The sequence below is a fragment of the Ectothiorhodospira shaposhnikovii genome, assembly GCF_047222355.1.
GTDB lineage: Bacteria > Pseudomonadota > Gammaproteobacteria > Ectothiorhodospirales > Ectothiorhodospiraceae > Ectothiorhodospira.
Genome location: NZ_CP178333.1, coordinates 918,136 through 945,135 on the forward strand (window position 1 = coordinate 918,136; position 27,000 = coordinate 945,135).

Below are 27,000 nucleotides of genomic sequence, written 5' to 3' on the forward strand. Positions count from 1 at the left end.
CTTTGCCCGACGGGGCGGGTGTTACAGGAGTGCCCATGTCCCATCCTCTGGATACCTCCGGTTCCCGTGATCCCGGTTTCGATACCCTGGCCATTCGCGCCGGTCAGACCCGCACGGCGGAACAGGAACATTCCGATCCCATCTTCGCCACCTCCAGCTTCGTCTTTGCCAGTGCCGCCGAGGCGGCGGCCCGGTTTGCCGGCGAAACGCCCGGCAACATCTATGCACGGTTCACCAATCCCACGGTGCGCGCCTTCCAGGACCGGCTGGCCGCGCTGGAAGGCGGAGAGGCCTGCGTGGCCACGGCCTCCGGCATGTCGGCGATCCTGTCCACCTGCCTGTCCCTGCTCCGGGCGGGGGACCACATCATCTCGTCCCGGTCCGTGTTCGGTTCCACCACCAACCTGTTCAGCAATTACCTCACCCGCTTCGGCATCGAGGTGAGCTATGTGCCCCTGTCGGATCTGGAGGCCTGGGCGCGAGCCTTGCGCCCCAATACCCGGATGCTGTTCGCCGAGACTCCCTCCAATCCGCTCACCGAACTGGTAGACATCCGTGCCCTGGCGGAACTGGCCCATACCCACGACTGCTTGCTGGCGGTGGACAACTGTTTCTGTACCCCGGTGCTGCAACGCCCGCTGAGCCTGGGGGCGGACCTGGTGATTCACTCCGCCACCAAATACCTGGATGGCCAGGGACGCTGCGTGGGCGGCGCCGTGGTTGGGGATGGCGAACGGGTGGGCAAGGAGATCTTCGGTTTCCTGCGTACCGCCGGGCCCACCATGAGTCCCTTCAACGCCTGGGTTTTTCACAAGGGGCTGGAAACCCTGCCCCTGCGCATGCGGGCTCATAGCGCATCCGCCCTGACCCTGGCCCACTGGCTGGAGAAGCATCCGGCGGTGGAGATGGTGCACTATCCCGGTCTGGCCTCCCATCCCCAGCATGCCCTGGCCGCCCGCCAGCAGGCCGCTTTCGGCGGTATCGTCGCCTTCGAGGTGAAGGGGGGCAGGGAGGCGGCCTGGCGGGTGATCGACAGTACCCGGATGCTGTCCATCACCGCCAACCTGGGGGATGCCAAGACCACGATCACGCATCCGGCCACCACCACCCACGGGCGCATCACGCCGGAGCAACGGGTGGAGCAGGGCATTCGCGAAGGATTGGTGCGGATGGCGGTGGGCCTGGAAGACCCGGCGGATATCCAGGCAGATCTGTCCCGGGGCCTGGACAGCCTGTGCTGAGATGAGACCGCCACTGTTCGCCGATGCGTGATCGAGACTGCCTGCTGCACTGTTTCCATGCCGCCCTGGAGGCGGTCCACGGCGGCACGGTGGTCCGTCGGGCACTGGGGCGTCTGAAGGGACGGGACCCCATCCATCTGGTGGCCATCGGCAAGGCCGCTGCCGCCATGGCGGAAGGTGCGCGAACGATCCTGGGAGAACGTCTGGTCCGCGCGCTGGTCATCACGCGGCATGGTCATGCCGATCCCCGGCTGTCGCGGGATCAGCGTTTCATCTGCCTGCAGGCCGATCATCCCCTGCCGGGGGCCGATAGTCTGCTGGCGGGCGGCCGGCTGCTGGATTTCATCCGGTTGACCCCCGAGCAGGGGCATATGGTCTTTCTCATCAGTGGCGGGACCTCCTCTCTGGTGGAGGTGCTGCCGCCGGGGGCTGGGCTGGGAGAATTGCAACGGGTCAACGGTTGGTTGCTGGGCTCCGGTCTGGACATCCTGGCCATGAACCGGGTGCGCGCCGCCATCTCCTGCATCAAGGGCGGGCGCCTGCGAAGCCATTTGGGGCAGCGCCGCACCGAGGCCTATCTGATTTCGGATGTGCCCGGGGATGATCCGGCGGTGATCGGCTCCGGTTTGCTGGTGCCGCCTTCGGTGGTCCGCCCTCTGCCCGAGCTGCCGCCGGGCATCCGTGAGTGGGTGACCGCGATGGCGGCCCGGGTGCCGGATTGCACCGATACATCGGGAGTGGCCGTCCCGGTCCATGTGGTCGCCACGTTGCGGGATGCCTGTCGGGCTGCCGCGGCCGCGGCCGAACGCTGCGGCATGAATGTGACACTGCATGGGGAATTTCTCCGCGGAGAGGCTGTGCCTTGCGGCGAGCGCCTGGCCCGGGAACTGCTGGCCGGCCCGCCGGGCATCCATATCTGGGGCGGCGAAACCACGGTCACCCTGCCGGCCGATCCGGGGCTGGGCGGACGCAACCAGCACCTGGCGCTGGCGGCGGCCCGGGTGCTGGCGGGGCATCCCGGCACGGCCCTGCTGGCCGCCGGCACCGATGGTTCCGACGGCAATACCCGGGCGGCCGGTGCCCTGGTGGATGCCGGCACGGTGGCCCGCGCCGGTGCGCTGGGGCTGGACGTGGAACAGGCCCTGGCCGGTGCCGATGCCCATGTGCTGCTCAAGACCTGCGGTGATCTGGTGACCACAGGGCCGACGGGCACCAATGTGATGGACCTGGTGATCGGTATCAGGCAATCTTGACGGATTATTGACGATGTCATGCAGCGGCCGCATCTGCCGTGCCTTGGCGCTTCCCGTTCCCGTCCCCAGACCTGACAGGCATGAACAAGACTCCCACCGTTCCGACCGTTGCGGATCCCTCCACGCTGGAAGACTGGACACACATGCTGCGGGAACAGGAGATGCCGATCTTCTCCAGTACCGTTCAGACCATCCACGATATCATCGGGGATGAGAGAAAGGGCGCCATGGATCTGGCGACCGCCATTCTTCAGGACCCCAACCTGACCGCCAAGCTGCTCAAACTGAGCAACAGTCTCTATTACAACCCTTATCGCAAGAAGATCGTGACGGTCAGTCGCGCCATCGTCATCCTGGGCATCGACGTGATCCGCGAACTGGTGCTGGCCTGTTCGTTTTTTGAGGCCATCCTCTCCCCCCGTAACAAACGCCGGGCCCATGAGGAGATCGCCCAGGCCATTCATGCCGCCGTACATGCCAAGGCGATCGCCGTCGCCACGGGCGATGATTATCCCGAGGAGGTGTTCATCGCGGCCCTGTTGCAGAATATCGGGCGTATCGCCTTCTGGTGTTTCTGCCGGGAGCAGGGAGAACGTCTGGAAGCGTTGTTGGCCGACGGCCATATTCCCCAGGATGTGGCGGAGCGTCAGGTGCTGGGTTTCAAGCTATCGGAACTGGATGTGTCCCTGTGCAGGAGCTGGAATCTGAAGGGCTTGATCGAAGAGGCCATTCGCAAGCATCCGCAGGTCATGGATCCCCGGATGCGTATCGTCAATCTGGGCTGCGAGGTGGTCGGTGTCCTGAAGGAGAAAGCCGATCCGAAGTCCTATGATGCCTGTCTGGAACGAATCACCGCGATCACCGGACAGACACGGGATGAGGTCAAACAAAGTCTGCGGACCCATACCGATGCGGCCGCCCATATTGCCCGTCAGTTCGGGGCCGTGGAGGCCGCGGAGCTGATCCAGCGCAAGGCGCGCCGGTTTGCGGAGGAAGCGTCCACGGCCATCGCGGCGGTGCCGGACCGCAAGGAACTGCAGTTTCAGATCCTGCAGGAGATTTCGGGGATTCTCAGTGGCGGCACGCTGGATATCAGTTTTCTGCTGGAGATGGTTCTGGAGGGTATACAGCGCGGCATCGGGATGGATCGAACCATGTTTGCGGTGCTCTCCCCCGACCGCGCGACGTTGCGGGAGAAAGTGGCGTTGGGCTGGCGCAGGGACAGCCCGTTGCAGACCATTGCCTTCCCTCTGATTCAGTCACCACCCAATCTGTTTCAGCAGGCCCTCGACAGCCGCGAGGGTGACTGGATCTCCTCGGATCATGACGGCCGATTGCGTACCGCCCATGATGTGGCGGTGGTGGGCAGGCATCCCTGTTTTCTCATGTCGATGTATTCCGAGGACAAACCCATCGGGCTGATCTACTGTGATCGCGCCTATACGGGCCAGCCGCTGACCGAGGAGGATTTCCGTGCCTTTCGGCATTTCGTGCAGCAGGCCAATATCGGTCTTGCCCTGTACCGTCTGCAGGGGCGATAGCGGTCGCAATCCTCAAAGGGTACCCAGCGACATCCCGTCCGGGCGGCACACCAGCAGTCCCCCTGTGTCGTACCAGTCGTGCAGCACAATGCGGCGGGCAGGGTGGCCGTCCAAATCGAGATCATGGATGGCGGGGCGGTGGGTGTGGCCGTGGATCAGGGTGTGGACACCATGGCGGCGCAGGGCATCTTCCACGGCACGGCTGTTCACGTCGGTGATCTCCGCGGACTTGCCGCGGGTGGATGAGCGGCTACGGGCCCTGGCTTCTTCCGCCTCGGCATGGCGCTGGGGCAGGGGACGGGCCAGGAACGCGGCCTGCCACTTCGGATCCCGAACCATGGCGCGAAAGGCCATATAGTCCACGTCGTCGGTGCACAGGCTGTCGCCGTGCATGATCAGGGTGGGGGTACCATAGAGGTCTACCACCGTCTCCGTGTCCAGCAGCCGGCAGCCGCAGCGCCGGGCAAAGGCCTCGCCCACCAGGAAATCCCGGTTGCCGTGAACGAAGTACAGGGGCATGCCCCGGTCGCTCAGTGACTTGAGCAGGTCGAAGGCCTGTTTCAGATGTTCCGCCGGGTCATCGTCGCCCACCCAGTACTCGAACAGGTCGCCCAGGATGTAAAGGGCGTCCGCACCGGGTACGCGGGTTTGCAGAAAACCTTCGAAGAGCCGCAGGCTGTGTGGACGATCCTTGTCCAGATGCAGATCCGAGATGAATAACGTCTCGCTCACAGCCGTGGGGTCACTCGGCGCTGACGCGGGTCATGATGACGGGTTCCCGGGGGACATCCTGATGCATGCCATGGTTGCCGGTGGGCACGGCAACGATGCTTTCCACCACGTCCATGCCTTCCACCACCTTGCCGAATACGGCATAGCCCCAGCCCTGGGGCGTCTCGGCGGTGAAGTCCAGGAAACGGTTGTGCTGGACATTGATGAAGAACTGGGCTGTGGCGGAATGGGGATTGGGGGTACGGGCCATGGCCACGGTGCCCACTTCATTGCTCAGGCCGTTGTTGGCCTCGTTGCGGATCGGGTCCTTGGTGGGCTTTTGCTGCATGTCCTGGGTGAAGCCGCCACCCTGGACCATGAAGCCGGGGATCACCCGGTGGAAGATGGTGCCGTCATAGAAGCCGTCATTGGCATAGGCCAGGAAGTTGGCGACGGTCTCGGGGGCCTTGTCGGCGTAGAGTTCAAGGACGATGGTGCCCTTGGTGGTCTCGATGGTGACCCTGGGGGCAGTGTTTTCGGCCATGACTTGAGTTCCCATGGTTGCAGACAGCAGGGTGAGGCTAAGGGCAAGCTGTCGAATCATTGATTTCATTGGTGGATGTCCATCGGTGATACCGGTTGACGATCTGCGATGATAGCCGCTACCACGCGGACGGGCAAAGCCCGGGGTGATGGCCCCGTATCCATCGGCTTGGTAAGATCAATCCCCTGACGAACCAGAGACAGAATCCTCGATGCTCCATATCTACAACACCCTCACCCGTCGCAAGGACCCGTTCCAGTCCATGGAACCCGGCAAGGTGCGCATGTATGTCTGCGGCATGACGGTGTATGACTACTGTCACCTGGGCCATGCCCGGGTGCTGGTGGTGTTCGATGTGGTCTACCGCTACCTCAAGGCGCTGGGCTATGAGGTGACCTATGTGCGCAACATCACGGACATCGATGACAAGATCATCCGCCGAGCGGCGGAAAACGGTGAATCCATCGAGGCCCTGACCGACCGTTTCATCCAGGCCATGCACGAGGACGCCGATGCCCTGGGGGTGGCGCGTCCCAGCTTCGAGCCCCGGGCCACGGCCCACATCCACGACATCCTGCACATGATCGGCACCCTGCTCAGGCGGGGCTTTGCCTATGTGGGGGATAACGGGGACGTGTATTACAGCGTCTCCCTGTTCGATGGGTACGGCAAGCTGTCGGGCAAGCGGATCGAGGATCTGCGGGCGGGCGAGCGGGTGGCGCCGGACGAGTCCAAGCGGGATCCGCTGGATTTCGTGCTCTGGAAGGCGGCCAAGCCCGGCGAGCCGGCCTGGGACTCGCCCTGGGGACCGGGGCGGCCCGGCTGGCATATCGAATGCTCGGCCATGTCCACCCATTATCTGGGACATCATTTCGACATCCATGGGGGCGGGCAGGATCTGCAGTTCCCCCACCATGAGAACGAGATCGCCCAGAGCGAGGCGGCCTCCTGCGAACACTATGTGAATTACTGGATGCACAACGGTTTCGTGCGGGTGAACGAGGAGAAGATGTCCAAGTCCCTGGGCAATTTCTTCACCGTGCGCCAAGTGCTGGCGCATTACCGGCCCGAGGAGGTGCGGTATTTCATCCTGGGCAGTCACTATCGTAGCCCGCTCAACTACAGTGACGAGCCCCTCAACAATGCCCGTGCCGCCCTGAACCGTCTGTACACCGCCTTGCGGGGGGTGGCGCCGCTGCCGCCGGAAGGGGAGGGGGCGCCGTTCCGGAGCCGGTTCGATGCCGCCATGCAGGATGACTTCAACACGCCGGTGGCGTTGTCGGTGCTGTTCGACATCGCCCATGAGGTGAACCGTCTGCGGGACAGTCAGCCGGAAGCGGCGGGGCGTCTGGCCGGATTGCTTCGGGAAATGGGCGGGGTGCTGGGGATTCTGGGGTCGGACCCGGATGCCTATCTGCAGGGAGGGGCTGGCGAGGGACCGGACGAGGCCGAGATCCAGGCCCAGATCGAGGCCCGTCTGGAGGCCCGTCGGCGCAAGGATTTTGCCGAGGCGGACCGGATTCGGGATTTCCTCAAGGAACAGGGCGTGGTACTGGAGGATGGCCCGGGCGGCACCACCTGGCGCCGCGGCTGAGAGAACAGCAAAGCCCCTCTCCCCTTGTGGGAGAGGGGTTGGGGTGAGGGGATAGGTTCAGGGCAAGAAACAGCTGGCCACCCGTTCCGCGTCCTCACAGGCCTGCAGGGTGTTCTTCATCAGCATCGCCACGGTCATCGGCCCCACGCCGCCGGGGACCGGGGTGATCCAGGCGGCCCGTTCCGCCGCCGCATCAAATTCCACGTCTCCCGCCAGGCTGCCGTCCTCCAGCCGGTTGATGCCCACGTCGATCACGGTGGCCCCCGGCTTGATCCAGTCCCCGCGCACCAGCCCCGGCTTGCCCGCCGCGGCCACCACGATGTCCGCGCGTCCCACATGCTCCGGGGTGTCGACGCTGAAGCGATGGCAGACGGTGACCGTGGCCCCCGCCAGCATTAGTTCCAGGGCCATGGGACGGCCGACGATGTTGGAGGCGCCCACGATCACCGCATGACGGCCCTTGTAGGTTTCCCCCGTGGCTTCCAGCAGTCGCAGCACGCCATAGGGGGTACAGGGACGCAGGCGTGGCAGGCGCAGGGCCAGTCGGCCCATGTTATAGGGATGAAAGCCATCCACGTCCTTGGCCGGGTCCATGCGCTCCACCACCTGCTCGGTGTCGATGTGTCCGGGCAAGGGTTGTTGGACCAGGATACCGTCCACGGTGGGGTCGGCATTGAGCTCATCGATCACGTCCAGCAGGTCTCCCAGGGAGACATTGTCCGGCAGGTCGACGGAGCGGGATTCCATGCCGATGGCTTCGCAGGTGCGGCGTTTGTTGCGGACATAGACATGGGAAGCCGGGTCGTCTCCCACCAGCACCACGGCCAGTCCGGGGGCCCGTTTGCCCGCGGCAAGACGGGCCTCCACCGCCTGGCGGACTTCCTGTTGAACGGTCTGGGCAATGGCGCGGCCATCGATGAGTCGGGCGGGCATGGGCGAGGTCCTGACTGAGGGGGGAACGGATGTCTCTGGAACGGGAGGTATTTTCCCACCGAATGTCCTGATCGTCCAATCCCGGGGGGCATCGCTAATGGTTGATGGTTGCGGTAGGCTTTGCATCCTTGTGGAGCCTCTGGTAGAGTCGAGACCAAGTCCAGAAATCATGCCCCCATGACCGATCCGCGCGCACAACATGGTGTGATCCAGGCGCCGCCCTCCAGGAGCGGCGCCTGGATGCGTGCGTCCCGCATTGCCCGTCTGCTATCCCTGCTGCGACTGCCGCGCTAGCGGCACACTCTCTCACGCCTGGCGAGGCCAAACGCGTTCGCTGATCCCATGACATCCGCCCCAGGCCGGGTGCGGGTCATGTAGAATTTCCCCCAGAGAGCAAGCGCCCGGACCCCTCCGGCGCGCAGAGGTCACAGAACATGGCAGGCAAAGACAAACTCTTCATCTTCGACACCACCTTGCGCGACGGCGAGCAGAGCCCCGGCGCATCCATGACCCGGGAAGAAAAGGTCCGCATCGCCAAGGCGCTGGAAAAGATGCGCGTGGACATCATCGAGGCCGGCTTCCCCGCCGCCAGCACCGGTGACTTCGAATCCGTGCGGGCGGTGGCCCGCGCGGTGCAGGACAGCACCGTCTGCGGTCTGGCCCGGGCCAAGGACGTGGACATCGATCGCGCCGGCGAGGCCCTCAAGGAGGCCAATTCCGCCCGCATCCACACCTTCCTTGCCACCTCGCCCATCCACATGCAGTACAAGCTGAAGATGTCCCCCGACGAGGTGCTCACCCAGGCGGTGGCCGCCGTCAAGCGGGCCCGGCAGTGGACCGATAACGTGGAATTCTCCCCCGAGGACGCGGGCCGTTCCGAGCTGGACTTTCTCTGTCGGGTGATCGAGGCGGTGATCGACGCTGGTGCCAGGACCATCAACATCCCCGACACCGTGGGTTACAACATCCCCCAGCAGTTCGGCGAGCTGATGAGGAACCTGATCGAACGGGTACCCAACTCGGACAAGGCCGTATTCTCGGTCCATTGCCACAACGACCTGGGCGTGGCCGTGGCCAATTCCCTGGCCGCCGTGCTCAACGGTGCCCGTCAGGTGGAGTGCACCATCAACGGTCTGGGGGAGCGGGCCGGCAACGCGGCTCTGGAAGAGATCGTCATGGCGGTGCGTACCCGTCAGGATGTCTTCCCCTGCGACACCACCCTGGACACCACCCAGATCGTGCCCTGTTCCCGCCTGGTGTCCAGCATCACCGGCTTTCCGGTGCAGCCCAACAAGGCGATCGTGGGTGCCAATGCCTTTGCCCATGAATCCGGCATCCATCAGGACGGGGTGCTCAAGCATCGGGATACCTACGAGATCATGCGGGCCCAGGACGTGGGCTGGTCGGAAAACCGCATCGTGCTGGGCAAGCACTCCGGTCGCAATGCCTTCCGCACCCGCCTCAAGGACCTGGGCATCGAGTTCACCGCCGAGGAGGAACTGAACGAGGCCTTTTCCCGCTTCAAGGAATTGGCGGACAAGAAACACGAGATCTTCGACGAGGACCTTCAGGCCCTGGTGTCGGAGGCGACCATGGCCATGGACAGCGAACAGCTCAAGCTGGTGTCCATGCGGGTCTGTTCCGAGACGGGGGAGACGCCGCTGGCCAATGTCACCCTCAGCGTGGACGGCGCCGAGCGCAGCGGCCAGGCCGAGGGCAGCGGTCCGGTGGATGCGGCCTTCAAGGCCATCGAGACCATCGTGCCCAGCGGCACCCAGTTGCTGCTCTACTCGGTGAACAACATCACCAGCGGTACCGATGCCCAGGGCGAGGTGACGGTCCGGCTGGAAAAGGCGGGGCGCATCGTCAACGGCCAGGGTGCGGACACGGATATCGTGATTGCCTCGGCCAAGGCCTATCTCAATGCCCTGAACCGTCTGGTGATGCCGGATCGTCGTGCTCACCCCCAGCGCGGTGACGTCTGATCCGACATGGAAGAGGGGCTTCGGCGTCGTTATCTTGAGGTCATGGGCATCCAGCAATGGGTGCCCCGTACTCCCTGTGTGGAAGCACCCTTGGCCGCGAAAGCGGTACCCGTTCCCCGGCAGGCCGATGCCCCCGGCGACAGGGTGCCTGACTGGGAAACCCTGTCACGGCAGGTTGAGACCTGCACCCGCTGCGCTGAGCTGGCGTCAAGCCGCACCCGGACCGTGTTCGGGGTTGGTGATCGACAGGCCCCCTGGTTGTTCATCGGCGAGGCCCCGGGGGCGGAGGAAGACCGTCGCGGCGAGCCCTTCGTGGGCCGGGCCGGCAAGTTGCTGGACAGCATGCTGGCCGCCCTGGGTCTGACCCGGGGGGAGGGCGTCTACATTGCCAACATCCTCAAGTGTCGTCCGCCCGGCAACCGTGACCCGAAGCCGGAAGAGGCCGATGCCTGTCGGGCCTTCCTGGATGGTCAGGTTGCCCTGATCCGACCCCGGGTCATCGTTGCCCTGGGGCGGATCGCGGCGCAGAACCTGCTGGCGACGGACGCGGCCCTGGGTGCTCTGCGCGGGCAGCCGCTGAATTACCAGGGCATTCCCGTGGTGGTCACCTACCATCCCGCCTATCTGCTGAGAAAACCCCTGGACAAGCGCAAGGCCTGGGATGATTTGTGCCTGGCGCGGCGCTTGATGACCCGTGCCGCTGACCAGATCGGTACCCCGCACCGATCATCATCTCCGTGAATGCCGTGACCGCGATCCCATTGCAGCTTCGCCCCATGCGTGCCGGTGACCTTCAGGCCATCATGGAGATAGAACCCAGGGCGTACGCCTATTACTGGTCGGAAGGGATCTTTCGGGATTGTCTGCGGGTGGGCTATTCCTGCTGGGTCCTAACCAGTCGTTCCACCGGTGAACTGATCGGTTACGGGGTCATGTCCCTGGCGGTGGGTGAGTGTCATGTGCTCAATCTCACCATTCGTCCGGAATGCCAGGGGCAGGGGTTCGGGCGCTATCTGCTCGGGACGTTGCTGGACATCGCCCGCGATCGCCAGGTGGAAACGGTCTTTCTGGAGGTGCGCCCGTCCAATGCACCGGCAGTCGGTCTGTATCGTTCCCTGGGATTCAATGAAGTGGGCGTTCGCAGGCGGTACTATCCCGCTGACCGGGGACGGGAGGATGCCCTTGTCCTGGCCCTGCAGCTTTGATCCATCCGGTGCCCGTGCAGGCGGCTTGGAAACCCGGGTCCAACCCTATAGCATCAGCGTTCACTGTTGAAAGGGTTTCTCCACTTCCATGGAAAGTGATGATCATCCAGTGATGTCGGCGCTGCCCGAGTCCGCCCCCGCGGATGTGACCGGGCCGGCCGTGGAAACAGCGTCCGATCCCTCCGGAGGGAAGGGCGATGATGCCCCGTCCGTGCTGACCCTGGTGGGAATCGGTGCCTCGGCCGGCGGGATCGAGGCGCTCAGCCGTCTGGTGCGGACCTTGCCCGAGCATTCCGGGCTGTCCTACGTGGTGGCCCAGCATCTGTCGCCGGATTATCAGAGCATGCTGACGGAGATACTGGGCCGGGAGACCCGCCTCACGGTGCTGTCCCTGTCTGATGGCACGGTGCCTCGTCCCGATACTCTGTACATCACCCCGGCGGCTTCCAATGTATTGTTTCAGGATGGTCGATTGCGGTTGCGTGAAACCAGTACCCGCGGCATCCCGAAGCCTTCCGTGGATCTGCTGTTCCGCTCCCTGGCCATCGAACTGGGCGATCATGCCGTGGGGGTCATCCTGTCCGGCACCGGTTCCGATGGGGCCGATGGCGTCACCGCCATCAAGCAGGCCGGCGGCAGGGTGTTCGTGCAGGACGAACAGACCGCCAAATATCCCGGGATGCCCCAGGCGGCGATAGCCACCGGGATGGCGGATGCCGTCCTGACACCGGAAGAGATCGCCGATGCCCTGTCACGGACGGCATACCAGCTTCCCGCGGGACACGCTCCCCGTCCCGAGGATCTGGGGGATCCCGGCGAACTGGAGCGTATCCTGCGACTGGTCAGGAGTCGTACCGGCGTGGATATCGGCCAGTACAAGGAAGCCACCATGCTGCGTCGTCTGCAGCGTCGCCTGGCCGGTACCGGGTCAGACTCTCTGTTCCAGTATCTTGAGTACCTGCATGATCATGCGGATGAGCCCGAGGCTCTGGTGCGGGAGTTGCATATCCTGGTCACCAGCTTTTTCCGGGATGAATCGGCATTCAAGGGCTTGCAGCGGGCCATCGATGCACTGGTGAAGAAGAAAAATGCCGGAGAGGCCCTGCGGGTCTGGATCCCGGGCTGCGCCACCGGCGAGGAGGCCTATTCCATCGGCATCCTGATGCACGAGGCCCTGCGCAACAGCGGCCGTGATCTCAAACTGCAGATCTATGCCACCGACGTGGACCTGGATGCCCTGGCCCAGGCGCGCCGGGGGCTTTACTCCGCCGGTGCCCTGGAGGTGCTGGAGCCGGTCTGGCTGCAGCGCTATTTCACCCGCAGTCGGGAACAGTTTCGCGTCAGTCAGGTGTTGCGGGACTCCATCGTGTTCGCCCGTCACGACTTGATGAAGGATCCGCCCTTTCTGCACCTGGACCTGATCAGTTGCCGTAATCTGCTCATCTATCTCAAGACCCCCATGCAGGATCGGGTCTTCGAAAGTTTTCACTATGCCCTGAAAGTGGGCGGTTTGCTGTTCCTGGGGCGTTCCGAGACCCCTGGCGGTCGTTCACATCTCTTCAGTCCGGTATCCAAGCCGGCGCGTCTGTATCAGCGTGAGCCCGGGACGTCCCGTTATATCGCCACCGGGCGCAGCGGCCTCGGCGATGGCGCCGTCCCGTCGGGCCGTGGCCGCGGAGCCGGCTCCGGCCGCGAGATCCAGCGCATTCTGGACGCACTGCTGGAAGCCTATGTGCCGCCGGGCCTGTTGGTGGATGTGCAACTCGATATCCGGCGGGTCTTCGGCAACGCGGGCGACTTTCTGAGTCATGGCGCCGGCCAGACCAGTCTCAACGCCCAGGAACTGTTGCCCCGGCCCCTGGCGCTGGATCTGCGTGCCCTGGTGTCCCGGGCCAAGCGTACCGGTGTCGTGGCTCCCGGGCATCGGATGCGTTTGCCGGGGGACAACGAGTCCGAGCCCTTGCGGCTGGTGGTGCGCCCCCTGTTGGCCGACGATGATGAAGACCTCTACCTGGTGATGTTCGAGCGCATCGGCAGGGATGGGCAGACAGGATCCGAGGAGATGATGCCGGTCGGCCCACCGGAAGCCGATGCGGTGAATGCCCTGGAACACGAACTCACGGCCACCCGCGAACATCTGCAGACCGTGGTGGAGGAACTGGAAACCACCAACGAGGAGCTGCAGTCGGCCAATGAGGAGCTGCAGTCCACCAACGAGGAATTGCAGTCGGCCAACGAGGAGCTGGAAACCTCCAACGAAGAGTTGCAGGCCACCAATGAGGAGCTGTTCACGGTTAACCAGGAATTGCAGGGTAAGACCGAGGAACTGGCTGCCCTGAACACCACCCTGCGCAACGTCAAGGACAGCCTGCCCTACGCTCTGCTGGTGGTGGATCGCAATCTCTGCCTTGCCCTGGTGAATCCCAGGGCCACGGAACTCTTTGGCGTGACGGAGGCGGATCTGACCCGCCCCTTCACGGCGGTGGAACGCCTTCGGCGCCTGCCGGAACTGGTGACCCTGGTACAGCAGGTTATGGAAACCGGGGCACCGGCACAGGCCCAGATCAGTCTGCCTTCGGAGCATCTGGTACGGGTTCAGCCCTTCACGGACAGGAGCGGCCGGCACAGCGGTGCCGTGGTGACCTTTTGGGATAACGCCGACATGCTCAGCGCCCATCGGGCCCTGCGGGAGAGCGAGTCCCGGTTACGGCAGATCATGGACAAATCCCCCCTGTGGGCCTACGTCAAGGATCGAGCCGGTTCCTATCAGATGGTCAACCATTGCTTTCTGGCCGGTCTGGACGTGGCGCTGGAGCAGGTGGTCGGACACGTGGACGAACAATGCCTGCCCGAGGCGGTGGCCCGATTGTTCCGGCAAGCGGATCATGAGGCCATGTGCCGGGATGATGTGCTGGAACGGGAGCACCATCTGCATCTGGAGACGGGGGAGGTGATCCTGCTGGCGCAGCATTTTGCCCTGCGGGATGAAAAGGGACTGGCCTATGCGGCCTGCATGCAGGCACTGGATATCACCCAGCGCAAGCGGGATGAATACCGTCTTGCCAGGGCGCGGGACGAGGCGGAGCGGGCCAACCGGGCCAAGAATGAATTCTTGTCCCACATGAGTCATGAGTTGCGAACCCCGCTCAATGCCATTCTGGGGTTCAGCCAGATCCTGGAACATGAGTATGCCGAAGAGCCCGCCCTGAGCGAGCCGATCCGCGAGATCCTCCGGGCGGGCTGGCATCTGCTGGCCCTGATCAACGACATTCTTGACCTCTCCATGCTGGAAAGTGGGCGCCTGCATGTGCAGGCGGATTCCTTCAGCGTGGATGCCATCGTTCAGGAGTGCGTGGCAACCCTGCGGCAGGCCGCGCAGGCCAAGGAAATCACGGTGACGGTCGTTCCGGGTGAGGCGTTGCTGGTGCGCGCCGACCCGACCCGGTTGCGTCAGGTACTGATCAATCTGCTGTCCAATGCCATCAAGTACAACCACCCGAACGGCACGGTGAAGGTGTCCGCCACCCGGCACGGGGATCGTGTATGGATCAGGGTCGAGGACGATGGCCTCGGCATGACCCCGGAACAGATCGCCAACCTGTTCCGGCCGTTCGTGCGCATGAGCCGTGAGATCTGCTCCGAGGACGGTATCGGTATCGGGCTGTCCCTGTCCCAGCGGCTGATGCAGATGATGGGGGGGGACATCCGTGTGGAGAGCGTGCCGGACCAAGGCAGCGTCTTCACCCTGGATCTGCAGTGGGTGACCACCGGTTCCGAGTCGGAGGAAGCCGCTTCCGAAGCCGCGACGGATGAGAGGCAGACAGGTCTGCGGGAAAAACCGGTTGCCGCCGGCTGTATGCGGGCACTCAAAGTACTCTACGTGGAGGACAATCGGGCCAATATGCGCCTGGTTCGGCGCATGTTGGCCCACCGCCCCGGGGTGCGGCTGCTGGAGGCCGGGGATGGGCAGTCCGGTCTGGCGCTGGCGCGCGCCGAACTGCCGGGCTTGATCCTGCTGGATCTGGGGCTACCCGACATCCATGGCTTTGAGGTATTGCGACAATTGCGGGCGGACAGGGCCACGGCGGGCATTCCCGTGGTGGCCGTCAGTGCCGATGCCGGGGAACTGCGGGTCACCGAGGCCCTGGAGCGGGGGTTTTGCACCTACATCGAAAAGCCTTTTCGGTTGGAGGACCTGGATGAGGTGCTGTCGGCCTTCGGTCAGTGTCGGGGCGCCGCGGGTCCGGAGGCCTCGTCCGGTGACTGAGCCAGCAGCTTTTCCAGGATTTGCAGGAATCGGGGTACGTCCAGCGGTTTGGTGAGATAGGCATCGAAGCCTTCCGAATGCCCCCGTTCCATGTCCCTGCGGGTGGCGAAGGCGGTCAGTGCGATGACCGGGATGTCGGCCGTGGCCGGGGCGGCCCGCAGTCTTTTGAGGACTTGATAGCCGTCCAGGTCAGGCATGTTGATGTCCAGCAGGATCAGGTCCGGCTGGTGAGCACCGGCCAGTTCCAGGCCGAATCTGGGGTTGGGCGAGTTGAGCAGCCGCAGATGGCCATGACGACGCAGGATCTGTGCGACCAGCCTGATATTGGCCGGATTGTCGTCGATATGCAGAATGGTGCGCGGTGCATGCTCTCGATCCGGGACCGGGTGCGGCCGGGTGTCCGGTGATGATCCATCGCTGTCATCGTTCCATTCTCCCCGTGGCAGGCGCACCCGAAAAGTACTGCCCTTGTCCGGCAGGCTGTCCACCTCGATATCGCCCCCCATCACTTCGGCCAGGCGTCGGGAAATGGCCAGTCCGATGCCCGTCCCTTCGGTTTCCAGCACATCCGCGTCCAGCCGGTTGAAGGGTTCGAACAATTCCGCCAGGCGATCCGGCGGGATGCCGCGACCGGTATCCGTGACACTGACGGTGATGGTGCCGTCCCGTGGGTGCTCCTCGCCGCAAATTTCCAGTAGTCCGGCATGACGGTTGTACTTGATGCCGTTGGAGAGCAGGTTGATCAGGATCTGCTTGAAACGCATCCGGTCGGCGAAGGCAACGCAACGGGATGGGCAGCGACTCTGGATGCGGATCTGGTGTTCCTGGGCCAGGGGACGTACCAGCATGATGCATTCGTCCACCAGTTCCCGCAGGGGGACATTTTCCAGTGACAGTTCGACCCGGCCGGCCTCCACGGTGGCCAGATCCAGTACCTGGTTGATCAGTTGCAGTAGGTGCCGTCCGCCCCGAAGTATTTCCTGCACGTGTTCCTGCTGCTCGGGATTGAGTCCGGGATCGATTTCCAGGAGTTGGGCAAATCCCAGCACCGCATTCATGGGCGTGCGCAGCTCGTGACTCATGCTGGACAGGAATTCGGACTTGGCCCGACTGGCCCGTTCGGCTTCCTCCTTGGCTTCCACCAGGGCGGTCTCGTTGCGCTTGATGTCGGTGATGTCCAAATGGCTGATCACCAGGTGATGTCGTTGTTGCTCCGCGACGGCTTTCAGGGGCGTCACCCGAATCCTGTGAGTCTGCGGATCAATGCGATACTCATCTTCGTAGACCTCAAGATCCCCGGCGATGACGCCGCGGATGCCCGCCGCGATACGGGCCGCATCCGCAATGCCCCGGGCGGCGGCCCGGTCACACACGTCAAGATAGTTGATGCCCTGGGAGATCCGGTCTTCCGGTGCCTGCCCCTTGCGCCCGTATTCACGCCAGGAACGATTGACCGCGACGATGGTTCCCGACATGTCCAGTACGCAGATATTGGCGCTGAGTGAGTCGATGATACCCTGGGCAAAGGCCCGGGCCTCGCTCTCCTGCTTCTGGAATTCCGCCTCCTTGGCCTTGCGTTGCCGCTCCCGGGCCATTTGCCGCAGGGCATGGGACAGATCTTCCACCACGCCCTTGAGCAGGTCGGTGATCTGGGGGGTGAAATGTTCGGGTTCACCGGCGAGGAAACTGGCCACGGCGAGCAACTCGTCACCGACAAAGACGGGAAAGTGCCCGCAGCTGTGAATCCGCCGCTCAATCGCCCACGACCGCCAGCGGTCGGGAACATGGGGAGCATGTTCCTTACAATCGCTGCAGATCAGGGGCTGTTCGTTGATGAAATGCCAGGGTTGCTTTCGGATCGACTCCCATAGGGTTTCCAGGGGAATGTCCGCCAGCTGCGTCGCCGTCAGGCCGTGGGAGGCCCAGATCCTGGGTGTTTGCCCCGGTCGTGCGCGAGCGGTGAAGACGCAGGCACTGAAGCCGCCCTGTTCCACGGCGATGCGGGCGGTGGTCTTGAGCAGACGGATTTCGTCTTCCAGTCGGGTGATGGCTTGATTGACGGCTGCGCGGGTGCTGTAGAGCCGAGTCAGCTGGGTGACCTGGGCCTCGGCCTTCTTGCGGGCGGTGATGTCGCGGTTGACCCCGCGCCGGCCCAGATAGGTGCCGTCCTTGTCCACGATGCCCTGACACTGATGCTCGATATGTCGCAGTTCTCCATCGGCACGGCGGATGCTGAACTCCATGGATACATGGGAGCTTTCGCAGCCTTCATGGACTTCCTGCAGGTGCCGTTGCCAGCGTTCGACATGCTCGGGGATGAGCAGGCGTTCCATCAGCTGCGGGTCATCCTTGAAGGCCTGGGGTGGAAATCCGCTGATATCCTGACATCCAGGGGAGACATAGACATACCGGCCTTCCGGGTGGTACCAGTAATCCCAGTCCGGGGAATGGTCGGCGGCAATGCGGTAGCAGGTTTCCTGTTCACGCAGTTGGACATGGGCGATGCGTAGCGCCTCCTCATGGCGCATCTGCTCGGTGAGGTCCACCACGGCACAGGAAAATTCGCAAGGACGTTCCTCCCGTCCCGGCAGGCGGGCGATGTGCAGTTCCGCGGGGAAAGATTCGGTTCGCTCGCCTCCCGACAGTAGCGTGATCTGATACAGGCTGGCCTGCCCCTTGGCCTCCGCCTGCAGCAGGGCGAGGTTGAGTTTTGGCTCATCCTGGGGGTGGACCAGGCGTCGCAGCAGCATGTGTCGGCTTGACTGTAGCCTGAAACCGAACCGTGCTTCGGCTTCACGGTTCGCCTGGAGGATGAGGCCATACCGATCCACCACCAGGGCGGCGATGGGCAGTCCGCCCAGGAACGCGGCGTAATTGTCCAGCAGACGCTGGTTCAGGGCCTGGTAATCCCTGAGTTCCCGGTTCTGCAGTTCCAGCTCGCTCTGATAGATCCGCAGGGTTTCCAGCAGTTCGGTCAGATCAAGATGGCCTGCCTCCATGAGCCTGCGTAACTGATCGACGTCTCCTTCCCTGATGGCCCTGGTCGCGTGCGTGCGTGCATCTGCATCTGATTGAGGGGAGTTGTCTTCAGGCATGGCGCCTTCTTCAGGGGTGAAACCAGCGGGAAACGAGATTGGATTCTATCAACACAGGCCGTGCCGTGACGATGGAATTGTCCCGGCATGCGCATCGGTCCAGTCAACCGATGTCATGCTCATGCGTATTGCGGGTTGAAGGCCGGATGATGAGGCCGGCTCAACCAGGAGATCCATCATGAAATCATTCCAACTGCCTTTTTCCCGCCGTGTCACGGGCGCTGCCATACTGGTGGGCGCGGTTGCACTTTCCCTGTCCATGGGCGCCATGGCCGCTCCCGGTGGTCTTGGTGCGATGGATCGTGATACACCCCGGCAGGTGTGCCGGGATCTGACCGATGACGCCTGGGCGGCCTGCCGCGAGGCCATGCGGACCACCCGTGGCGAGCGTCGTGCACAGTGTCCGTTGGCGGAAGACAGGCCCATGGAGCGTTCCTGGAGACAGGATCGCCGGGGTGATCCGATGTGGGGCGAGGCAAAGCATCCCCGCATGTCACCGGAAGATCGCCAGGCATTCCTTGCATGGCGCGAAGAACAGCGCGCGGCATGGGAGGCCATGTCGGCTGAAGAACGGGAGGCCTTCAGGGCAGAGCGTGCCGAGCGATTCGGTCCAAGGGGCATGGATGAGGAAAAACGGGCCGCGATGCAGGAACAGATTCAGGAACGGCGTCAGGCATGGGAGGCCATGAGTCCTGAAGAACGTCAGTCCATGCGGGAGAATATGCGAAGCATGCGTGAACAGATGCGCAGCCTGGACCCGCAGGAACGCCTCGAACTTCGGGAAAGACTGCGGGACATGACACCCGATGAGCGTCGCGCCTGGTTTGAACAGCAGCGAGGCTGAAAACGATGACAAGGATCCATGATGCCGAGCCGGAGTCACAGTGATGCAAGGTCTTGCCCTGCGAACGGAGGTGTATGTGGATGATGCCGACGTGCATGGCGACACGCCCGCCGAGGCGGCATCACCCGCGACCCTGGAACGGTTCCTGGAACAGGTTCAGGGTCGCGGGGTACGGATGGCAGCCCTGGCCCTGGGGGATCGGGAGGCGGCGCTGGATGTGGTTCAGGATGCCATGACCGCGCTGATTTCCCGTTACGGCGACCGGTCGGCGGAGGCATGGGAACCCCTTTTCTGGCGCATCCTGCAGACCCGCATCCGGGATGTTTACCGGCGTCGCCGGGTGCGGCAGCGGGTGATGGCTGTGCTGGGGCTGGGGGATGACGCCCAGGAAGATCCCATGCTGACGCTGCCGGACACCTTCACCCCCGGCCCGGACCAGTCCCTGGAGGATGGCCGTTTTTCCGTGGATCTGGAGTCGGCTCTGAGACAACTGCCCCTTCGACAGCAGCAGGCCTTTTTGTTGCGTCACTGGGAGGGGCTGGATACCGCCGCCACGGCGGCGGCACTGGGCGTCAGCGAGGGCAGTGTGAAGACCCATCTGCACCGCGCCCTGCAAACCCTTCGACAGCACCTGGAGGCCTACCGATGAGTCCCGAAGATCGCGAGATGGAGCCCTGGCTCTGCCGGGTCCGGCAGACCCTTGATCGGCAGGCTGGCCTGTCCTTGCAGGAGGAAATGCGTCTGCAGCGGGCCCGCCGTGAAGCCTTTGCAAGGGCGGATGCCGGGGCCGGGCCCAGGTCGGTGGCGGATGCCAGTAAAAGGCACGGATGGATGCCTCTGGGCGGCCTTGCCGCTGCGGCCTCGGTGATGCTGGCGGTGGTGCTTGTGCTCAATCTGGACACCATGGGGCATCCACCCTTGCCGGTGGTCCTGGCTGAAATGGATGACATCGAGTGGGTGCTGGACATGGATGACTCCTTCCTGATGAATGATCCGGCATTTCTGCAATGGGTGATGGAGGAATCGGGATGAGTCGGTATCTGCCTGGATTGCTGGTTATGTTTTTGTTATGTCTGCCGGGAGTGGCCTTCGGTGTGCCGCCCGAACCTGGCCAGGGTCCTTTCCCTGATCGGGGCCCCGGTGACCGTGGGCGAGGCGAACGGATGATGATGCCGATGGACAAACCCGCTCCGGACTGGGCGGAACTGACCCGTGCCGAACGCGCCATACTGGCGCCGTTGGCGGAGCGCTGGGATGATCTGCCCCCGCACCGGCGCCTGCATTTGCTGCGCGTGGCCGATCGCTGGCAGGATATGACGCCCGAGCAGCGGGCCCGTTTCAGTGGCGATCTGCGGCGCCTTGAGTCGCTTTCGCCCGAGGAGCGTCGGCAGTTGCATGATCAACGTCGTCGGATGGAGGCCATGCCCGAGCATGAACGTCGATTGCACCGGGAGCGTCTGGAGCACTTCCAGCGCCTGCCGCCGGATGAGCGGGAGCGTTTGCGGGAGCGCTGGTTGCAGATGAGTCCGGAGGAGCGTCAGGCCATCCGGGAGCGAAGCGGGTCTCCCGGGCGGTGATGCCGGGGCCCGCAATCCTTGGGCCATCCTCCCATCTGTCGTAAAATGCACGGTTTTACCCACAGGCCGTGCCGCCCATGCCCTCCAGATACGCGACTGAAACCGCCCGCCGCCGTACCTTTGCCATCATTTCGCACCCGGATGCCGGCAAGACCACGGTGACCGAAAAGCTGCTGCTGTTTGGGGGTGCCATCCAGTTGGCGGGGACCGTCAAGGGCCGCAAGGCGGCCCGGCACGCCACCTCGGACTGGATGGAGCTGGAAAAGCAGCGCGGCATTTCCGTGACGTCCTCGGTGATGCAGTTCCCCTACAAGGACCGCATCGTCAACCTGCTGGATACCCCCGGTCACCAGGACTTCTCCGAGGACACCTATCGCACCCTCACCGCGGTGGACTCGGCCCTGATGGTCATCGACGTGGCCAAGGGGGTGGAGGAACGCACCATCAAGCTGATGGAGGTGTGTCGCCTGCGTGATACCCCCATCATGACCTTCATCAACAAGCTGGACCGGGAAGGCCGCGAGCCCATCGAACTGCTGGATGAAGTGGAGGATGTGCTCAAGATCCAGTGTGCCCCGGTGACCTGGCCCATCGGCATGGGCAAGCGCTTCAAGGGTGTCTACCATCTCAAGCGGGATGCGGTGCACCTGTTCTCGCCCACCCACGGCGGCAAGATCCAGCAGGGCGAGATCATCCAGGGTCTGGACAATCCCCGTCTGGACGAGGTGCTGGGCAGCCAGGCGGCGGAACTGCGCGAGGAACTGGAACTGGTCATGGGGGCGTCCCACGAGTTCGACAAGGACGAGTACCTGGCCGGACGGCAGACGCCGGTATTCTTCGGTTCGGCCATCAACAACTTCGGCATCCAGGAGTTGCTGGATGACTTTGTCGAGCACGCCCCCGCGCCCCAGCCTCGCCCCACCGAGACCCGTAAGGTGTCCCCGGACGAGGAAACCTTTTCCGGTTTCGTGTTCAAGATCCAGGCGAACATGGACCCCCAGCACCGGGACCGGATTGCCTTTTTGCGCATCTGCTCGGGCACCTTCACCAAGGGCATGAAGCTCAACCATGTGCGCATCAAGCGGGATGTACGCATCTCCGATGCCCTGACCTTCCTGGCCTCGGACCGGGAACACCTGGAAGAAGCCTATCCCGGGGACATCATCGGCCTGCACAACCACGGCACCATCCGTATCGGTGATACCTTCACCCAGGGCGAGGCCCTGGCCTTCACCGGGATTCCCAACTTCGCCCCGGAATTGTTCCGGCGCGCCCAGTTGCGCGACCCCCTGAAGATGAAGCAGCTGCAGAAAGGGCTGCAGCAGCTCTGCGAGGAGGGGGCAACCCAGTTGTTCCGGCCGCTGACCAACAATGACCTGATCCTCGGCGCGGTGGGTGTGCTGCAGTTCGACGTGGTGGCCCATCGCCTGAAATCCGAATACAACGTGGACGCCGCCTTCGAGACGGTTTCGGTGCAGACCGCCCGCTGGGTCACCTGCGAGGATGAGCGCAAGCTGGAGCAGTTCAAGGACAAGGCCGCCGCCAACCTGGCCATCGACCATGGCGGTGATCTGGTGTACATCGCGCCCACCCGGGTGAATCTGCAGATGGCCATGGAGAAGTGGCCGGAGATCACCTTCAGCGCCACCCGGGAGCATGGGATCAGTCAGTAGGCGAGGGATCATCCTCGGGCCGTCACGGGGGCATGGACCCGCGGGGCGGTTCGGGTTAGCCTGCCCTGGATCACCAAACAACCCAGCAGGAGCCAGTCAGCATGGTCACAGCCATCATCCTCATGAATGTGGAACGCAGCCGGATCAACGCGATCGCGGATCGTCTGGCGGACATGAAGGAGATATCCGAGGTGTTCTCGGTGAGCGGCAATTACGACCTCATCGCCATCGTCCGCGTCCCGCGCAACGATGATCTGGCCGAGCTGGTGACCCACCATCTGCTGACCATCGAGGGACTGGAGAAGACCAATACCCTGCTGGCCTTCAAGGCCTACTCCAGGCATGACCTGGAGGCGATGTTCTCGGTATAGGGGGAAAGCGTGTGTGGCTAACCCCGCGGGGACCCATGACGGATCTCCGCGGGGCCTGACATGCGGCTTAGGCCGTGGTATTGATGATGGTGCCCACGTTGGGGGGGAGTGCGGCACTGCTCACATCCGGCAGGGCCTCCACCAGGGCCAGGGCACCCTGGGCCTGGGTGTCGATGGCCTTCTTGAGTACCGCCGTACCGACATCCTGCGCGAGTTGTTGCTGGGACATCTGGGTAGCCAGGGCGGCGATTGCGTTGACGTCCATAATGAAAACCTTTGGGTTTTGCGTGAGTGTCCGAGGCGCCTGCAAGGCCCCTCAATCAGTCTATCGGCGGATTTGCCGCAGACTTGAGGGCTCGATCGGAAAAGACCCGGGAAGGCATCGTGCTGATCATTTCCAATAGCGTGACACTGGCTGACTGGGAAATCGAACTGACCCAGATCCGGGCCCAGGGGGCGGGTGGGCAGAACGTGAACAAGGTGTCTTCCGCGGTACACCTTCGCTTTGACATTCCCAGGTCCAGCCTGCCGAGGGTGTACAAGGAACGACTGCTGCAACGGGCCGATCAGCGGATCAGCAAGGAGGGCGTGGTGATCATCAAGGCGCAACGCTTTCGCACCCTGGAACAGAACCGGGAGGACGCGCTCGCCCGCCTGAAGGATCTGATCCTGGAGGCCATGAAGCCGGTCAAGGTGCGCAAGGCCACCCGTCCCACCCTGGCTTCCCGAAAACGGCGTCTGGAGAGCAAGATTCAGCGGGGCAGGGTCAAGGCCCTGCGGGGCAGGGTGGAGCCGTAGCGGTTGATGGATCAGGGTAGCCGATGCTGTTCCAGCAGGGCCTCGCGGATCCGGCTCGACAGGGGTTCGCCCGCCATGGTCATGATCACGGGGTGAATGTCGGTGGCCTCGTCATTGAGTACCGGCAGGGTGAAGGTCTGCAGTACCCGCCGGTGGGGTTCCCCATGCTGGTCCGGCTGGATCACATGTTCGCCATCCATCTGGCCCACCACCACCCGGGGGCCGGCTTCCAGGATCTCTATCACCTCGCAGTGGATGCCGTCCACCGTGGCCTCGCGGCCGATCAGGGATTCCAGTAGTTTGAGCAGGTCTTTCATGGCTCTCAGTATACTCGATGTCTGGGGCTTGCCCGAGGGGTAGCCCGGCGTCATGGTGTGACGGGCGTGCCGATATCCTTGCCTTTCATAGAACCTCCGCAAGGAAACCCGCGATTTCAATCGCGGGAGGAATTGCGGTTGGGCGAAGCGCACCCTGTGGTAAAATCAAGCCACTTGCGTTCAAGTCGCTGTGCATGGCTCCCAATCCAATGGTGCGCACCGGGGTTCCCGGTGGCCGGCATCCCAGGTTACCGCAAAGCGGTGGGAGTACAGGATCTGTAGCCGTTCTCCACCGAGGCGCTAATATCGGCGGATTGGCGAGACTGCCGTCTCGCCAAGGGCTGCTGTAAACCGGCCTAATGTCGGGGATAGGCATTGTCTCGTCCTACGATAAAGCCTGCGACTTCAGTCGCGGGTTGTTTACAGGTGATCATTGCATGAAATGGGAAATACTCAAGCTCGAAGACCTGTATCGGGGTTTCTTCCACCTGCGCCGGTTGCGTCTGTCCCATGGCCGGTTTGAAGGCGGAGAGCCCATGGTCATTGAGCGGGAGCTCCTGGACCGTGGTCATGCGGCCGGCGTGCTGCCCTATGATCCGGTACGCGATGTCGTGCTGCTGGTGGAGCAGTTCCGGGTGGGCGCCATCGAGTCGCCCCACGGTCCCTGGCTGATGGAGATCATCGCCGGCCTCATGGACGCGGGAGAGCGGGCGGAATCCGTGGCACGCCGGGAGGCGCTGGAAGAGGCGGACTGCCGGCTGGATGAACTGGTGCACATCCATGACTACTATTCCACGCCCGGCAGTTCCTCGGAACGGATTTCCCTGTTCGTGGCGCGCGCGGATCTGGGAGAGGCCGGAGGCGTCCATGGCCTGGCCGACGAGGGAGAAGAGATCCGGGTGCATGTGCTGCCCGCGGAGGAGGCATTTGACCGCCTGGACCGGATGCAGGTGGATACGGCCATGACCATCATCGCCCTGCAGTGGCTGCGCTTGAATCGGGATGGCCTCAGGGAGCGTTGGGGCGGATAAATTGAACGGGGGCACGGCATGCCGTGCCCCCGTCGCAACCATCCTTGTTGTGCCCGACCTGGCTTACTTATTCAGGCGGTTGTCGATCAGGACGTTCACCACTTCCGGATCGGCCAGGGTGGAGGTATCACCCAGGTTCTCCAGTTCGTTGGCGGCGATCTTGCGCAGGATGCGGCGCATGATCTTGCCCGAACGGGTCTTGGGCAGGCTGGGAGCGAACTGGATCAGGTTGATCTTGGCAATCGGCCCGATCTCGGTGCGCACCAGCTTCACCAGTTCATCGGCCAGGGCCTTGTCGCCTTCCTCGCCCGCCATCAGGGTGACGTAGGCGTAGATGCCCTGACCGGTGATGTCGTGGGGATAGCCCACCACCGCGGCCTCGGCCACCTTGGGATGCAGCACCAGGGCGGATTCGATCTCGGCGGTGCCCAGGCGGTGACCGGAGACGTTGAGCACATCGTCCACGCGACCGGTGATCCAGTAGTAACCGTCTTCGTCACGACGGGCGCCGTCACCGGTGAAGTACAGACCCGGGTACATCTTGAAGTAGGTCTCGACGAAACGCTTGTGATCACCCCACAGGCTGCGCATCATGCTCGGCCAGGGATTTCTGATGCACAGGTTGCCTTCCGCCGGGGTCTCGGTGATCTCGTTGCCCTGGTCGTCCACCAGCAGGGGCTCCACGCCGAAGAAGGGCTTGGTGGCGGAGCCGGGCTTCATGTCCACGGCACCCGGCAGGTTGACGATCATGTGGGCGCCGGTCTCGGTCTGCCACCAGGTATCGACGATGGGGCAGCGGCCGTCACCCACGACCCGGTGATACCACTCCCAGGCCTCCGGGTTGATGGGCTCGCCCACGGTGCCCAGCAGGCGCAGGGTGGAGCGCTTGTGCTTGGTGACGAATTCGTCACCGGCACCCATCAGCATGCGAATGGCGGTGGGGGCGGTGTAGAAGGTGGAGACGTTGTGCTTGTCGCACACCTGCCAAAAACGGCCGTTGTCCGGATAGTTGGGCACGCCTTCGAACATCAGGCTCTTGGCGCCGTTGGCCAGCGGGCCGTAGATGATGTAGCTGTGACCGGTGACCCAGCCCACGTCGGCGGTGCACCAGTAGACTTCGCCGTCCTTGTAGTCGAACACCAGCTTGTGGGTCATGGCTGCCTGCAGCAGATAGCCGCCGGTGGTGTGCATGACGCCCTTGGGCTTGCCGGTGGAGCCGGAGGTGTAGAGGATGAACAGCGGATCTTCGGCGTCCATCGGCTCGGCGGGGCAGTCGGCGGCGGCGGCGGCCACTTCCTCGTGGTACCACACGTCACGGCCTTCCTTCCATTCCACCGGTTCGCCGCCGCGCTTGACCACGACCATGGTGGTGATGCTGGGGCACTGGGCAACGGCCTTGTCCGCGTTGGCCTTCAGGGGCACCTTGCGACCGCCGCGCAGGCTCTGGTCGGAGGTGATGACCACCTTGGCCTCGGCGTCCTGGATCCGGTCGCGCAGGGCATCCGGAGAGAAGCCGCCGAAGACGATGGAGTGCACGGCACCGATGCGGGCGCAGGCCAGCATGGCCACGGCGGCTTCGGGGATCATGGGCAGGTAGATGGAGACCCGATCACCCTTGTTCACGCCCTTGGCCTTGAGCACGTTGGCGAACTTGCAGACTTCGGCGTGCAGTTCACGGTAGGTGATGGTGCGGTCTTCGGAAGGATCGTCGCCTTCCCAGATGATGGCGGCCTGGTCACCCCGGGTATCCAGGTGGCGGTCCAGGCAGTTGTGGGCCACGTTCAGCTTGCCGCCCTTGAACCAGGTGACCCGGGCTTCGCCCTCGAAGTTGCCTTCCAGCACGGAATCCCAGGGCTGGAACCAGTCCAGGTAGGTCTTGGCCTGTTCGGCCCAGAAGGCATCGGGGTCCTGTACCGACCGGCGGTACATGGACTCGTACTGCTCCAGGTTGACATGGGCATTCGCGGCAAAGTCTTTCGGTACTTCGTGAATCTTCACTTCCGACATGGGTTCCTCCTCA

23 protein-coding genes are annotated in these 27,000 nt (G+C 63.6%); 16 read left to right on the top strand and 7 right to left on the bottom strand.

The window, feature by feature from the left end; genetic code table 11:
- The first annotated feature begins 35 nt into the window (after window positions 1-35).
- From ACLF6L_RS04185 to ACLF6L_RS04195, 3 genes are all read left to right on the top strand, one after another.
- Window positions 36-1,241 carry an O-succinylhomoserine sulfhydrylase gene (locus ACLF6L_RS04185; RefSeq protein WP_238617617.1) on the top strand — a complete coding sequence of 402 codons (1,206 nt, stop codon included), beginning with the start codon at window positions 36-38 and terminating at the stop codon, window positions 1,239-1,241.
- 23 nt (window positions 1,242-1,264) lie between these two features.
- The gene (locus ACLF6L_RS04190; RefSeq protein WP_412852431.1) at window positions 1,265-2,494 is read left to right on the top strand and encodes a glycerate kinase; all 1,230 of its coding nucleotides are present in this window, start codon (window positions 1,265-1,267) and stop codon (window positions 2,492-2,494) included.
- An 80-nt stretch (window positions 2,495-2,574) separates the two neighbouring features.
- Window positions 2,575-4,035: an HDOD domain-containing protein gene (locus ACLF6L_RS04195; protein ID WP_412852432.1), complete on the top strand. Its 1,461-nt coding sequence runs from the start codon at window positions 2,575-2,577 to the stop codon at window positions 4,033-4,035.
- 12 nt (window positions 4,036-4,047) lie between these two features.
- On the opposite strand, the gene ACLF6L_RS04200 is transcribed toward ACLF6L_RS04195, so the two are convergent.
- Both ACLF6L_RS04200 and ACLF6L_RS04205 read right to left on the bottom strand, forming a co-directional pair.
- Complete coding sequence (locus ACLF6L_RS04200) at window positions 4,048-4,767, bottom strand: UDP-2,3-diacylglucosamine diphosphatase (RefSeq protein WP_412852433.1); 720 nt, start codon at window positions 4,765-4,767, stop codon at window positions 4,048-4,050.
- A gap of 10 nt (window positions 4,768-4,777) precedes the next feature.
- Window positions 4,778-5,350 carry a peptidylprolyl isomerase gene (locus ACLF6L_RS04205; protein ID WP_050814174.1) on the bottom strand — a complete coding sequence of 191 codons (573 nt, stop codon included), beginning with the start codon at window positions 5,348-5,350 and terminating at the stop codon, window positions 4,778-4,780.
- Window positions 5,351-5,501: 151 nt separating this feature from the next.
- On the opposite strand from ACLF6L_RS04205, the gene cysS reads away from it, so the two are divergent.
- Window positions 5,502-6,884 (top strand): cysteine--tRNA ligase, encoded by a 1,383-nt coding sequence (gene cysS, locus ACLF6L_RS04210; protein ID WP_412852434.1) that lies wholly within the window; start codon window positions 5,502-5,504, stop codon window positions 6,882-6,884.
- Between the two features lie 57 nt (window positions 6,885-6,941).
- Here cysS and folD read toward each other — a convergent pair whose 3' ends face one another.
- Window positions 6,942-7,817, bottom strand: coding sequence for a bifunctional methylenetetrahydrofolate dehydrogenase/methenyltetrahydrofolate cyclohydrolase FolD (gene folD, locus ACLF6L_RS04215; protein WP_238617612.1), 876 nt, complete (start codon window positions 7,815-7,817; stop codon window positions 6,942-6,944).
- 434 nt (window positions 7,818-8,251) lie between these two features.
- On the opposite strand from folD, the gene ACLF6L_RS04220 reads away from it, so the two are divergent.
- The 4 genes from ACLF6L_RS04220 (at window position 8,252) to ACLF6L_RS04235 (ending at window position 15,274) form a co-directional block, all read left to right on the top strand.
- Window positions 8,252-9,802 carry a 2-isopropylmalate synthase gene (locus ACLF6L_RS04220; RefSeq protein WP_238617611.1) on the top strand — a complete coding sequence of 517 codons (1,551 nt, stop codon included), beginning with the start codon at window positions 8,252-8,254 and terminating at the stop codon, window positions 9,800-9,802.
- A gap of 6 nt (window positions 9,803-9,808) precedes the next feature.
- The gene (locus tag ACLF6L_RS04225; protein ID WP_412852435.1) at window positions 9,809-10,543 is read left to right on the top strand and encodes a uracil-DNA glycosylase; all 735 of its coding nucleotides are present in this window, start codon (window positions 9,809-9,811) and stop codon (window positions 10,541-10,543) included.
- A complete protein-coding gene (rimI, locus tag ACLF6L_RS04230) occupies window positions 10,540-11,007 on the top strand; it encodes a ribosomal protein S18-alanine N-acetyltransferase (protein WP_412852436.1) in 468 nt (155 codons plus the stop codon). The genes ACLF6L_RS04225 and rimI overlap by 4 nt, the downstream gene beginning before the upstream one ends.
- Window positions 11,008-11,119: 112 nt before the next feature.
- Entirely contained in the window at window positions 11,120-15,274 is a 4,155-nt protein-coding gene (locus ACLF6L_RS04235; protein WP_412852437.1) for a chemotaxis protein CheB, read from the top strand.
- On the opposite strand, the gene ACLF6L_RS04240 is transcribed toward ACLF6L_RS04235, so the two are convergent.
- Window positions 15,229-18,273, bottom strand: coding sequence for an ATP-binding protein (locus ACLF6L_RS04240; protein WP_412852438.1), 3,045 nt, complete (start codon window positions 18,271-18,273; stop codon window positions 15,229-15,231). The two genes, ACLF6L_RS04235 and ACLF6L_RS04240, sit on opposite strands and share 46 nt — an antisense overlap.
- Window positions 18,274-18,547: 274 nt before the next feature.
- On the opposite strand from ACLF6L_RS04240, the gene ACLF6L_RS04245 reads away from it, so the two are divergent.
- From ACLF6L_RS04245 to ACLF6L_RS04270, 6 genes are all read left to right on the top strand, one after another.
- Window positions 18,548-19,213 (top strand): DUF3106 domain-containing protein, encoded by a 666-nt coding sequence (locus tag ACLF6L_RS04245; RefSeq protein ID WP_412852439.1) that lies wholly within the window; start codon window positions 18,548-18,550, stop codon window positions 19,211-19,213.
- A gap of 43 nt (window positions 19,214-19,256) precedes the next feature.
- On the top strand, window positions 19,257-19,862 hold the full coding sequence (locus tag ACLF6L_RS04250; protein WP_412852440.1) for an RNA polymerase sigma factor: 606 nt from the start codon (window positions 19,257-19,259) through the stop codon (window positions 19,860-19,862).
- Entirely contained in the window at window positions 19,859-20,245 is a 387-nt protein-coding gene (locus tag ACLF6L_RS04255; protein WP_238617604.1) for a hypothetical protein, read from the top strand. The genes ACLF6L_RS04250 and ACLF6L_RS04255 overlap by 4 nt, the downstream gene beginning before the upstream one ends.
- A gap of 143 nt (window positions 20,246-20,388) precedes the next feature.
- A complete protein-coding gene (locus ACLF6L_RS04260; protein WP_238617603.1) occupies window positions 20,389-20,790 on the top strand; it encodes a DUF3106 domain-containing protein in 402 nt (133 codons plus the stop codon).
- A 77-nt stretch (window positions 20,791-20,867) separates the two neighbouring features.
- Window positions 20,868-22,463, top strand: coding sequence for a peptide chain release factor 3 (locus ACLF6L_RS04265; protein WP_238617602.1), 1,596 nt, complete (start codon window positions 20,868-20,870; stop codon window positions 22,461-22,463).
- Window positions 22,464-22,564: 101 nt separating this feature from the next.
- Window positions 22,565-22,834: an Lrp/AsnC family transcriptional regulator gene (locus tag ACLF6L_RS04270; RefSeq protein WP_238617601.1), complete on the top strand. Its 270-nt coding sequence runs from the start codon at window positions 22,565-22,567 to the stop codon at window positions 22,832-22,834.
- Window positions 22,835-22,901: 67 nt separating this feature from the next.
- Here ACLF6L_RS04270 and ACLF6L_RS04275 read toward each other — a convergent pair whose 3' ends face one another.
- Entirely contained in the window at window positions 22,902-23,099 is a 198-nt protein-coding gene (locus ACLF6L_RS04275) for a YjfB family protein (RefSeq protein WP_008930724.1), read from the bottom strand.
- 116 nt (window positions 23,100-23,215) lie between these two features.
- On the opposite strand from ACLF6L_RS04275, the gene arfB reads away from it, so the two are divergent.
- Window positions 23,216-23,632 (top strand): alternative ribosome rescue aminoacyl-tRNA hydrolase ArfB, encoded by a 417-nt coding sequence (gene arfB, locus ACLF6L_RS04280; RefSeq protein WP_412852747.1) that lies wholly within the window; start codon window positions 23,216-23,218, stop codon window positions 23,630-23,632.
- An 11-nt stretch (window positions 23,633-23,643) separates the two neighbouring features.
- On the opposite strand, the gene ACLF6L_RS04285 is transcribed toward arfB, so the two are convergent.
- A complete protein-coding gene (locus tag ACLF6L_RS04285; protein WP_008930726.1) occupies window positions 23,644-23,949 on the bottom strand; it encodes a hypothetical protein in 306 nt (101 codons plus the stop codon).
- Between the two features lie 437 nt (window positions 23,950-24,386).
- On the opposite strand from ACLF6L_RS04285, the gene ACLF6L_RS04290 reads away from it, so the two are divergent.
- The gene (locus ACLF6L_RS04290) at window positions 24,387-24,980 is read left to right on the top strand and encodes an NUDIX domain-containing protein (RefSeq protein WP_238617600.1); all 594 of its coding nucleotides are present in this window, start codon (window positions 24,387-24,389) and stop codon (window positions 24,978-24,980) included.
- 63 nt (window positions 24,981-25,043) lie between these two features.
- On the opposite strand, the gene acs is transcribed toward ACLF6L_RS04290, so the two are convergent.
- Window positions 25,044-26,987, bottom strand: a complete 1,944-nt coding sequence (gene acs, locus ACLF6L_RS04295; RefSeq protein WP_238617599.1) for an acetate--CoA ligase — start codon at window positions 26,985-26,987, stop codon at window positions 25,044-25,046.
- Between the last annotated feature and the right edge of the window lie 13 nt (window positions 26,988-27,000).

What these genes read in the sequence shown, in the direction of transcription:
- ACLF6L_RS04185 (WP_238617617.1), top strand. Translation starts at nt 36, where the DNA reads ATGTCCCATCCTCTGGATACCTCCGGTTCCCGTGATCCCGGTTTCGAT.
- ACLF6L_RS04190 (WP_412852431.1), top strand. Translation starts at nt 1,265, where the DNA reads ATGCGTGATCGAGACTGCCTGCTGCACTGTTTCCATGCCGCCCTGGAG.
- ACLF6L_RS04195 (WP_412852432.1), top strand. Translation starts at nt 2,575, where the DNA reads ATGAACAAGACTCCCACCGTTCCGACCGTTGCGGATCCCTCCACGCTG.
- ACLF6L_RS04205 (WP_050814174.1), bottom strand. Translation starts at nt 5,350, where the DNA reads ATGATTCGACAGCTTGCCCTTAGCCTCACCCTGCTGTCTGCAACCATG.
- cysS (WP_412852434.1), top strand. Translation starts at nt 5,502, where the DNA reads ATGCTCCATATCTACAACACCCTCACCCGTCGCAAGGACCCGTTCCAG.
- folD (WP_238617612.1), bottom strand. Translation starts at nt 7,817, where the DNA reads ATGCCCGCCCGACTCATCGATGGCCGCGCCATTGCCCAGACCGTTCAA.
- ACLF6L_RS04220 (WP_238617611.1), top strand. Translation starts at nt 8,252, where the DNA reads ATGGCAGGCAAAGACAAACTCTTCATCTTCGACACCACCTTGCGCGAC.
- ACLF6L_RS04225 (WP_412852435.1), top strand. Translation starts at nt 9,809, where the DNA reads ATGGAAGAGGGGCTTCGGCGTCGTTATCTTGAGGTCATGGGCATCCAG.
- ACLF6L_RS04235 (WP_412852437.1), top strand. Translation starts at nt 11,120, where the DNA reads ATGTCGGCGCTGCCCGAGTCCGCCCCCGCGGATGTGACCGGGCCGGCC.
- ACLF6L_RS04240 (WP_412852438.1), bottom strand. Translation starts at nt 18,273, where the DNA reads ATGGAGGCAGGCCATCTTGATCTGACCGAACTGCTGGAAACCCTGCGG.
- ACLF6L_RS04245 (WP_412852439.1), top strand. Translation starts at nt 18,548, where the DNA reads ATGAAATCATTCCAACTGCCTTTTTCCCGCCGTGTCACGGGCGCTGCC.
- ACLF6L_RS04250 (WP_412852440.1), top strand. Translation starts at nt 19,257, where the DNA reads ATGCAAGGTCTTGCCCTGCGAACGGAGGTGTATGTGGATGATGCCGAC.
- ACLF6L_RS04255 (WP_238617604.1), top strand. Translation starts at nt 19,859, where the DNA reads ATGAGTCCCGAAGATCGCGAGATGGAGCCCTGGCTCTGCCGGGTCCGG.
- ACLF6L_RS04260 (WP_238617603.1), top strand. Translation starts at nt 20,389, where the DNA reads ATGGACAAACCCGCTCCGGACTGGGCGGAACTGACCCGTGCCGAACGC.
- ACLF6L_RS04265 (WP_238617602.1), top strand. Translation starts at nt 20,868, where the DNA reads ATGCCCTCCAGATACGCGACTGAAACCGCCCGCCGCCGTACCTTTGCC.
- ACLF6L_RS04270 (WP_238617601.1), top strand. Translation starts at nt 22,565, where the DNA reads ATGGTCACAGCCATCATCCTCATGAATGTGGAACGCAGCCGGATCAAC.
- ACLF6L_RS04275 (WP_008930724.1), bottom strand. Translation starts at nt 23,099, where the DNA reads ATGGACGTCAACGCAATCGCCGCCCTGGCTACCCAGATGTCCCAGCAA.
- ACLF6L_RS04285 (WP_008930726.1), bottom strand. Translation starts at nt 23,949, where the DNA reads ATGAAAGACCTGCTCAAACTACTGGAATCCCTGATCGGCCGCGAGGCC.
- ACLF6L_RS04290 (WP_238617600.1), top strand. Translation starts at nt 24,387, where the DNA reads ATGAAATGGGAAATACTCAAGCTCGAAGACCTGTATCGGGGTTTCTTC.
- acs (WP_238617599.1), bottom strand. Translation starts at nt 26,987, where the DNA reads ATGTCGGAAGTGAAGATTCACGAAGTACCGAAAGACTTTGCCGCGAAT.